This window comes from Acidovorax sp. NPDC077693 (assembly GCF_044542805.1).
Classification (GTDB): domain Bacteria; phylum Pseudomonadota; class Gammaproteobacteria; order Burkholderiales; family Burkholderiaceae_C; genus Acidovorax.
Genome location: NZ_JBITVD010000009.1, coordinates 114,218 through 121,807 on the forward strand (window position 1 = coordinate 114,218; position 7,590 = coordinate 121,807).

The window sequence follows — 7,590 nt, forward strand, 5'->3', positions numbered from 1 at the left end:
CTCAACCCTTCCCCGGAGCTGCGCGACCCTTGCATCCAAAGGGGAGATGACTATGAGGAGACAGGCACTATGAAGACGCGGTACACAGCGCTGGCACTGGCAGTGGCGGTCATGACGGGGCAGTCCGCCCTGGCGGGTGAGGCGGAAGCCAAGAAATGGATCGACAGCGAGTTCCAGCCATCCACGCTGAGCAAAGACCAGCAGATGGCCGAGATGAAGTGGTTCATCGAAGCCGCCAAGAAGCTGCAGGCCAAGGGCGTGAAGGAAATCTCGGTGGTGTCCGAGACCATCACCACCCACGAGTACGAATCCAAGACGCTGGCCAAGGCGTTCGAGGAAATCACCGGCATCAAGGTCAAGCACGACCTGATCCAGGAAGGCGACGTGGTCGAGAAGCTGCAGACCTCGATGCAGTCCGGCAAGTCGATCTATGACGGCTGGATCTCGGACTCGGACCTGATCGGCACGCACTACCGCTACGGCAAGATGATGAACCTGACCGACTACATGGCCGGTACGGGCAAGGAATGGACCAACCCGGGCCTGGATCTCAAGGACTTCATCGGCACCAAGTTCACCACGGCGCCCGACGGCAAGCTCTACCAGCTGCCCGACCAGCAGTTCGCCAACCTGTACTGGTTCCGCGCCGACCTGTTCGACCGCAAGGACATCAAGGACAAGTTCAAGGCCAAGTACGGCTACGACCTGGGCGTGCCGCTCAACTGGAGCGCGTATGAGGACATCGCCGAGTTCTTCACCAACGACGTGAAGAACATCGACGGCAAGGCCATCTACGGCCACATGGACTACGGCAAGAAGGACCCGTCGCTCGGCTGGCGCTTCACGGATGCCTGGCTGTCCATGGCCGGCACGGCCGACATCGGCGCGCCCAACGGCCTGCCGATCGACGAGTGGGGCATCCGCGTGGCCGACGACAAGTGCACCCCGGTGGGCGCCTCGGTGGCCCGCGGCGGCGCGACCAACTCGCCCGCCGCCGTCTACGCGCTGACCAAGTACGTGGACTGGATGAAGAAGTACGCGCCCAAGGAAGCCACGGGCATGACCTTCGGCGAAGCCGGCCCCGTGCCCGCCCAGGGCCAGATCGCGCAGCAGATCTTCTGGTACACCGCCTTCACGGCCGACATGGTCAAGCCCGGCCTGCCCGTGGTGAACGCCGACGGCACGCCCAAGTGGCGCATGGCCCCCGGCCCGAACGGCCCGTACTGGAAGCAGGGCATGCAAAACGGCTACCAGGACGTGGGTTCGTGGTCGTTCTTCAATGGCCATGACGCCAACAAGACGGCGGCGGCCTGGCTGTACGCCCAGTTCGTGACGGCCAAGACCACCTCGCTCAAAAAGACCCTGGTGGGCCTGACCCCGATCCGCGAGTCCGACATCCAGTCCAAGGCCATGACCGACGCCGCCCCCAAGCTGGGTGGCCTGGTGGAGTTCTACCGCAGCCCCGCCCGCGTGGCATGGTCGCCCACCGGCACCAACGTGCCCGACTACCCCAAGCTGGCCCAGCTGTGGTGGAAGAACGTGGCCCAGGCCGTCACGGGTGAAAAGACGCCCCAGGGCGCCATGGACACGCTGGCCGACGAGATGGACCAGGTGATGGCACGCCTGGAGCGCGCGGGCATGGCCCATTGCGCGCCCAAGCTCAACCCCAAGGGTGACCCCAACAAGTGGCTGAGCGACAAGCAGGCCCCCTGGAAGAAGCTGGCGAACGAAAAGCCCAAGGGCGAAACCATCGCCTACGACAAGCTGCTGCAGGCCTGGAAGGACGGCAAGGCCCGCTGATCCGGCTCTCCTGCCGCCGCACTGCGCTGCAGTGCGGCGGTCTTCACCGGCAGCCGGAGCCCACAAGGCCCCCGGCTGCCCTTTTTACTGGCGCGGGAGCATTCCGGCCGCCCTCGCGGTGCGCTGTGAATCTCTCCCCGATACGTCAAGAATTTAAGGGTTAACCCTTAAATTTTGTCCCACCCATGGACAATCGCCCTATGACCACCGCTTCTGCTTCCGCTCCCCTTGCTACCCGGCGTGCCGATCTTCTGGCGCGCCTCGCCCAGCCCCATCAATATGACCTGGCCGTGATCGGCGGGGGGGCGACGGGCCTGGGGGTGGCGCTGGATGCGGCAGCGCGGGGTTTCAGCGTGGTCCTGGTGGACTCGCACGACTTTGCCAAAGGCACGTCGTCGCGCGCGACCAAGCTGGTGCACGGCGGCGTCCGCTACCTGGCGCAGGGCAACATCGCCCTGGTGCGCGAGGCCCTGCACGAGCGCACCACGCTCTTGAACAATGCGCCGCACCTGGCGCAGCCGCTGCCGTTCGTGATGCCGTCCTACCGTTTCTGGGAGACGCCGTTCTATGGCATCGGCCTCATGATGTACGACGCCCTGGCCGGCAAGGCGGGCCTGGGCGCCACGCAGTTCCTGGGGCGCGACCGCACGCTGGCGTGCCTTCCGACCGCCCGCACCGAGGGGCTCAAGGGCGGCGTGAAATACTGGGACGGGCAGTTCGACGACGCCCGGCTCGCGCTGGCGCTGGCGCGCACGGCCGCCAGCCGCGGGGCCCTGCTGGTCAACTACTGCCCGGCGCGTTCGCTGATCCACGAAGACGGCAAGGTGGCCGGCTTCGTCTGCGAAGACTCCGAGTCGGGCCAGCCATTCACGGTGCGCGCGCGCGCGGTGGTCAACGCCACGGGTGTGTGGGTGGACGCCCTGCGCCAGATGGACGGCGAGGCCATCGGCCGGCCGGTCAAGCCCATCGTCGCCCCCAGCCAGGGTGTGCACATCGTGGTGGACCGGGAGTTCCTGCCGTCCGACCACGCCCTGATGGTGCCCAAGACCGCAGACGGGCGCGTGCTGTTCGCCGTGCCGTGGCTGGGTAAGCTCATCCTGGGCACCACCGACAGCCCCCGCCAGGACATCGTGCGCGAGCCCCTGCCTTTCCGGGAGGAAGTCCAGTTCATCCTGCAGGAATCGGCCCGCTACCTGACCCGTGCCCCCCAACTGGCCGACATCCGGAGCATCTGGGTCGGCCTGCGCCCGTTGGTCAAACCCCAGGACGACGACGGCGACAACACCAAGAGCCTGAGCCGCGAGCACACGGTGTTGACCAGCCGCACCGGCCTGGTGACGGTGACCGGTGGCAAATGGACGACCTACCGCGCCATGGCGGAAGATGTGTTGCAAAAATGCTTCACCGCCGGGCTGCTGGCGGAAAAGCCCGCCGGGGTGACCAACCACCTGCCGCTGGTGGGCACGCCGACCACGCCCGTGCGGCACCGGATCAGCGACGCGCAAGGCCTGCACTCCTATGGCAGCGATGCGGCCGCCGTGCAGGCGCTGCCCGGCGCCGACGTGGACCTGGGCCAGGGCCTCACCGCCGCGATGGTGCGGTTTGCCGCCCGCAACGAATACGCGCGCACGGTCGAGGACGTGCTGGCCCGGCGCTCGCGCCTTTTGTTCCTGGACGCGCGCCGCGCCATCGAGCTCGCGCCTGCCGTGGCGCAGATCCTGCGCGAAGAGTTGGGCACCGATCCGGGGCTGGACGCCTTTGTGGCGCTGGCGCAGCAGTATCTGCATGCGCCGGTGTGATAGGGCCCTTGACTCCCTGGAATTGTTTTGCAATAATCGAGGGCTTCGCGTTTCCTACGTGAAGTTTCTGCCCAGCGGGAAGTGCTGCAAATGGTTTGCGGTGCGGACGACGGGCCCAAGACTGACTGGCTGATCTGCAGCCCTTGAGAAGTTCTCTGGGGCCGTGGTCTTCTGGTGCAAGTTGGGAATATTGAAATGATCCAGACAGAATCTCGGTTAGAGGTTGCCGACAATACCGGCGCCAAGTCCGTCCTTTGCATCAAGGTGCTGGGTGGCTCGAAGCGTCGCTATGCAAGCGTTGGCGACATCATCAAGGTGAGCATCAAGGAAGCCGCTCCGCGTGGCCGCGTCAAAAAAGGCGAGGTTTACAGCGCAGTGGTGGTTCGTACCGCAAAGGGCATCCGCCGCGGTGATGGCTCGCTCGTCAAATTCGACGGCAACGCAGCAGTGTTGCTGAATGCAAAGTTGGAGCCTATCGGCACCCGCATCTTTGGACCCGTGACGCGTGAACTGCGTACCGAAAAGTTCATGAAGATCGTGTCCCTGGCTCCTGAAGTTCTCTAAGGACGCGCCATGAACAAGATTCGCAAGGGCGACGAAGTCATCGTGCTGACCGGGCGCGACAAGGGCAAGCGCGGCACTGTGTCGCTGCGCAAGGACGACTCGTATCTCGTCATCGACGGCATCAACCTCGTCAAGAAGCACGCCAAGCCAAACCCCATGAAGGGTACGACGGGCGGCATCGTTGAAAAGGCCATGCCGATTCACCAGTCCAACGTGGCCATCTTCAATGCTGCCACCGGCAAGGCTGATCGCGTGGGCATCAAGTTGCAAGCTGACGGTTCGCGCGTTCGCGTGTTCAAGTCCAGCGGCGCTGAAATCAAGGCGGCCTAAGGGGTAAACATGGCACGACTCCAAGAAATCTACCGCGACAAGATCGCTCCCGAACTGACCAAGCAGTTCGGTTACACCTCGCCGATGCAGGTTCCCCGTCTGACCAAGATCACGCTCAACATGGGTGTGAGCGAGGCAGTCTCGGACAAGAAGGTGATGGACAACGCTGTGGCTGACCTGACCAAGATTGCTGGTCAAAAGCCCGTCGTCACCAAGGCCAAGAAGGCTATCGCCGGTTTCAAGATCCGCGAAGGCCAGGCCATCGGTTGCATGGTCACGCTGCGTGGCGTGCAGATGTATGAGTTCCTGGACCGTTTCGTGACCGTGGCTCTGCCCCGCGTCCGTGACTTCCGTGGTATCTCCGGTCGCGCTTTCGACGGCCGTGGCAACTACAACATCGGCGTCAAGGAACAGATCATTTTCCCTGAAATCGAGTACGACAAGGTGGATGCCTTGCGTGGTCTCAATATCAGCATCACCACGACGGCCAAGTCCGACGAAGAAGCCAAGGCGCTTCTCGCTGGTTTCCGTTTCCCGTTCAAGAACTGAGGCGAAGCATGGCTAAAGTAGCTTTGATCCAGCGCGAACTGAAGCGCGAAAAATTGGCTGCCAAGTACGCAACCAAGTATGCGGAACTGAAGGCAATCGCCGGCGATTCCAAGCGTAGCGACGAAGAGCGCGATGCAGCCCGTCTGGGCCTGCAAAAGCTCCCCCGCAACGCCAACCCCACGCGCCAGCGCAACCGTTGCGAAATCACCGGTCGTCCACGTGGAACCTTCCGTCAATTCGGTCTGGCTCGCGCCAAGATCCGCGAACTGGCTTTTGCAGGCGACATCCCCGGTGTCACCAAGGCCAGCTGGTAAGCAGGCAGGAGAGATACAACATGAGCATGAGTGATCCCATCGCTGACTTGCTGACCCGCATCCGCAATGCACAAATGGTCTCCAAGGCCACGGTGCTGGTACCTTCTTCCAAAGTGAAGGTTGCCATCGCCCAGGTGCTGAAGGACGAAGGTTACATCGACGGCTTCCAGGTCAAGACCGAAGCCGGCAAGTCGGAACTCGAAATTGCCCTGAAGTACTACGCAGGCCGTCCAGTGATTGAGCGCATCGAGCGCGTCAGCCGCCCTGGTCTGCGTGTCTATAAAGCCCGTGATTCCATTCCACAAGTCATGAACGGTCTGGGTGTGGCAATTGTCACGACGCCCAAGGGCGTGATGACCGATCGCAAGGCGCGCGCTACCGGTGTCGGTGGCGAAGTGCTCTGCTACGTGGCCTAACCCGCGGCATTGAGGAGAAAACTGAAATGTCCCGAGTAGGAAAAATGCCCGTGACCATCCCCGCTGGCGTGGATGTGTCCGTGAAAGAAGACCAGATCTCTGTCAAGGGTTCTGGCGGTACCCTGTCGCTTGCACAAAACGTGCTGGTGAAGGTGTCGAACAACGAAGGCAAGCTCAGCTTCGAGCCCGCCAACGATTCCCGCGAAGCCAATGCCATGAGCGGCACGATTCGCCAGTTGGTCAACAACATGGTGGTCGGCGTCAGCAAGGGCTTTGAAAAGAAGCTCAGCCTGATCGGCGTGGGCTACAAGGCTGCAGCGTCCGGTTCCAAGCTGAACCTGGCTGTGGGCTATTCGCATCCGGTCAACATCGAAATGCCCGCCGGCATCACGGTGGCTACCCCGACTCCCACGGAAGTGGTGATCAAGGGTGCCGACCGCCAGCGCGTCGGCCAGATCGCTGCTGAGATCCGTGCTGTTCGTCCACCCGAGCCCTACAAGGGCAAGGGCATCCGCTATGCGGACGAAAAAGTCACGATCAAAGAGACCAAGAAGAAATAAGGAGCTGCAACATGTTGACCAAGAAAGAGCAGCGTCTTCGTCGTTCGCGTCAGACCCGCATCCGCATTGCACAGCAAGGCGTGGCGCGTCTCACGGTGAACCGTACGAACCTCCATATCTATGCCAGCGTCATCTCTGGCGACGGCAGCAAGGTGTTGGCCAGCGCCTCCACCGCAGAAGCCGATGTGCGCAAGGAACTCGGTGGTTCGGGCAAGGGTGGCAATGCCGCCGCAGCCACGGCCATCGGCAAGCGCATTGCTGAAAAAGCAAAGGCAGCTGGCGTCGAGAAGGTTGCATTTGATCGCTCAGGCTTTGCCTACCACGGTCGCGTCAAGGCTTTGGCCGACGCAGCCCGTGAAGCCGGCCTGCAGTTCTAAGCGGAGCGGAATACAAAATGGCTAAATTTCAACCCAAGGTGCAGAGCGAAGGCCAGGACGACGGTCTGCGCGAGAAGATGATCGCGGTCAACCGCGTGACCAAAGTCGTGAAGGGTGGCCGTATTCTCGGTTTCGCTGCACTGACTGTGGTCGGCGACGGTGACGGCCGCGTCGGCATGGGCAAGGGCAAGTCCAAGGAAGTGCCTGCTGCCGTGCAAAAGGCGATGGAAGAGTGCCGCCGCAACCTGATGAAGGTTGCACTCAAGAGCGGCACCATTCACCACTCGGTGAAGGGCCATCACGGCGCAGCGTCGGTGGAACTCCACCCAGCACCCAAGGGTACCGGCATCATCGCTGGCGGCCCCATGCGCGCTGTTTTCGAAGTTGTGGGCATCACCGACATCGTGGCCAAGAGCCATGGTTCGTCGAACCCCTACAACATGGTTCGCGCCACCTTTGATGCGCTCGTCAAGTCGACCACCCCGTCGAGCGTGGCGGCCAAGCGCGGCAAAACGGTCGAAGACATCTTCGCCTGATAGGAAGCTGGAAATGACTACGCAACAAACCGTCAAGATTCAACTGGTGCGCAGCCCTATTGGCACCAAGGAATCGCACCGCGCCACCGTCCGTGGCCTGGGCCTGCGCAAGCTCAACAGCGTGAGCGAACTGCAGGACTCGCCCGAAGTGCGCGGCATGATTAACAAGATCAGCTATCTGGTCAAAGTCCTCTGAGAGATAGATCATGGAACTCAATAGCATCAAGCCCGCAGACGGCGCCAAGCATGCCAAGCGCCGCGTAGGCCGTGGTATCGGCTCCGGCCTGGCGGGGGAGTGGGTGGGGGCGCTGCAGAAAGCGGAGCCTGCGGGGCGCGCGGCCTTGT

General features: G+C 62.6%; 11 protein-coding genes and 1 pseudogene. All 12 read left to right on the forward strand.

Going from position 1 to position 7,590, the window contains the following annotated elements:
* Nucleotides 1-69: 69 nt before the first annotated feature.
* Nucleotides 70-1,800, forward strand: a complete 1,731-nt coding sequence (locus ACIGHN_RS14255; RefSeq protein WP_396504930.1) for an ABC transporter substrate-binding protein — start codon at nucleotides 70-72, stop codon at nucleotides 1,798-1,800.
* Nucleotides 1,801-2,000: 200 nt separating this feature from the next.
* Nucleotides 2,001-3,599 (forward strand): glycerol-3-phosphate dehydrogenase/oxidase, encoded by a 1,599-nt coding sequence (locus tag ACIGHN_RS14260; protein ID WP_056420331.1) that lies wholly within the window; start codon nucleotides 2,001-2,003, stop codon nucleotides 3,597-3,599.
* A gap of 195 nt (nucleotides 3,600-3,794) precedes the next feature.
* Nucleotides 3,795-4,163 (forward strand): 50S ribosomal protein L14, encoded by a 369-nt coding sequence (gene rplN / locus ACIGHN_RS14265; protein WP_007861702.1) that lies wholly within the window; start codon nucleotides 3,795-3,797, stop codon nucleotides 4,161-4,163.
* 9 nt (nucleotides 4,164-4,172) lie between these two features.
* On the forward strand, nucleotides 4,173-4,493 hold the full coding sequence (gene rplX, locus ACIGHN_RS14270; protein ID WP_056420326.1) for a 50S ribosomal protein L24: 321 nt from the start codon (nucleotides 4,173-4,175) through the stop codon (nucleotides 4,491-4,493).
* Nucleotides 4,494-4,502: 9 nt separating this feature from the next.
* Nucleotides 4,503-5,042, forward strand: coding sequence for a 50S ribosomal protein L5 (gene rplE, locus ACIGHN_RS14275; protein ID WP_005793632.1), 540 nt, complete (start codon nucleotides 4,503-4,505; stop codon nucleotides 5,040-5,042).
* Nucleotides 5,043-5,050: 8 nt separating this feature from the next.
* Entirely contained in the window at nucleotides 5,051-5,356 is a 306-nt protein-coding gene (rpsN, locus tag ACIGHN_RS14280) for a 30S ribosomal protein S14 (protein ID WP_056420323.1), read from the forward strand.
* A gap of 20 nt (nucleotides 5,357-5,376) precedes the next feature.
* The gene (gene rpsH, locus ACIGHN_RS14285) at nucleotides 5,377-5,772 is read left to right on the forward strand and encodes a 30S ribosomal protein S8 (protein WP_396504931.1); all 396 of its coding nucleotides are present in this window, start codon (nucleotides 5,377-5,379) and stop codon (nucleotides 5,770-5,772) included.
* A gap of 26 nt (nucleotides 5,773-5,798) precedes the next feature.
* The gene (gene rplF, locus ACIGHN_RS14290) at nucleotides 5,799-6,332 is read left to right on the forward strand and encodes a 50S ribosomal protein L6 (RefSeq protein WP_056420316.1); all 534 of its coding nucleotides are present in this window, start codon (nucleotides 5,799-5,801) and stop codon (nucleotides 6,330-6,332) included.
* 11 nt (nucleotides 6,333-6,343) lie between these two features.
* Entirely contained in the window at nucleotides 6,344-6,709 is a 366-nt protein-coding gene (gene rplR, locus ACIGHN_RS14295) for a 50S ribosomal protein L18 (RefSeq protein ID WP_007861721.1), read from the forward strand.
* Between the two features lie 17 nt (nucleotides 6,710-6,726).
* A complete protein-coding gene (gene rpsE / locus ACIGHN_RS14300; RefSeq protein WP_056420312.1) occupies nucleotides 6,727-7,245 on the forward strand; it encodes a 30S ribosomal protein S5 in 519 nt (172 codons plus the stop codon).
* Between the two features lie 13 nt (nucleotides 7,246-7,258).
* Nucleotides 7,259-7,441 carry a 50S ribosomal protein L30 gene (gene rpmD / locus ACIGHN_RS14305; RefSeq protein WP_007861725.1) on the forward strand — a complete coding sequence of 61 codons (183 nt, stop codon included), beginning with the start codon at nucleotides 7,259-7,261 and terminating at the stop codon, nucleotides 7,439-7,441.
* Nucleotides 7,442-7,451: 10 nt separating this feature from the next.
* Nucleotides 7,452-7,590: pseudogene (gene rplO / locus ACIGHN_RS14310) on the forward strand (50S ribosomal protein L15); the annotation flags it as partial.

Excerpts from the sequence above, each read along its gene's own strand:
- rpsH (WP_396504931.1), top strand. The coding sequence starts at position 5,377 with ATGAGCATGAGTGATCCCATCGCTGACTTGCTGACCCGCATCCGCAAT.
- rplE (WP_005793632.1), top strand. The coding sequence starts at position 4,503 with ATGGCACGACTCCAAGAAATCTACCGCGACAAGATCGCTCCCGAACTG.
- rplN (WP_007861702.1), top strand. The coding sequence starts at position 3,795 with ATGATCCAGACAGAATCTCGGTTAGAGGTTGCCGACAATACCGGCGCC.
- ACIGHN_RS14260 (WP_056420331.1), top strand. The coding sequence starts at position 2,001 with ATGACCACCGCTTCTGCTTCCGCTCCCCTTGCTACCCGGCGTGCCGAT.
- rpsE (WP_056420312.1), top strand. The coding sequence starts at position 6,727 with ATGGCTAAATTTCAACCCAAGGTGCAGAGCGAAGGCCAGGACGACGGT.
- rplR (WP_007861721.1), top strand. The coding sequence starts at position 6,344 with ATGTTGACCAAGAAAGAGCAGCGTCTTCGTCGTTCGCGTCAGACCCGC.
- ACIGHN_RS14255 (WP_396504930.1), top strand. The coding sequence starts at position 70 with ATGAAGACGCGGTACACAGCGCTGGCACTGGCAGTGGCGGTCATGACG.
- rpmD (WP_007861725.1), top strand. The coding sequence starts at position 7,259 with ATGACTACGCAACAAACCGTCAAGATTCAACTGGTGCGCAGCCCTATT.
- rplF (WP_056420316.1), top strand. The coding sequence starts at position 5,799 with ATGTCCCGAGTAGGAAAAATGCCCGTGACCATCCCCGCTGGCGTGGAT.
- rplX (WP_056420326.1), top strand. The coding sequence starts at position 4,173 with ATGAACAAGATTCGCAAGGGCGACGAAGTCATCGTGCTGACCGGGCGC.
- rpsN (WP_056420323.1), top strand. The coding sequence starts at position 5,051 with ATGGCTAAAGTAGCTTTGATCCAGCGCGAACTGAAGCGCGAAAAATTG.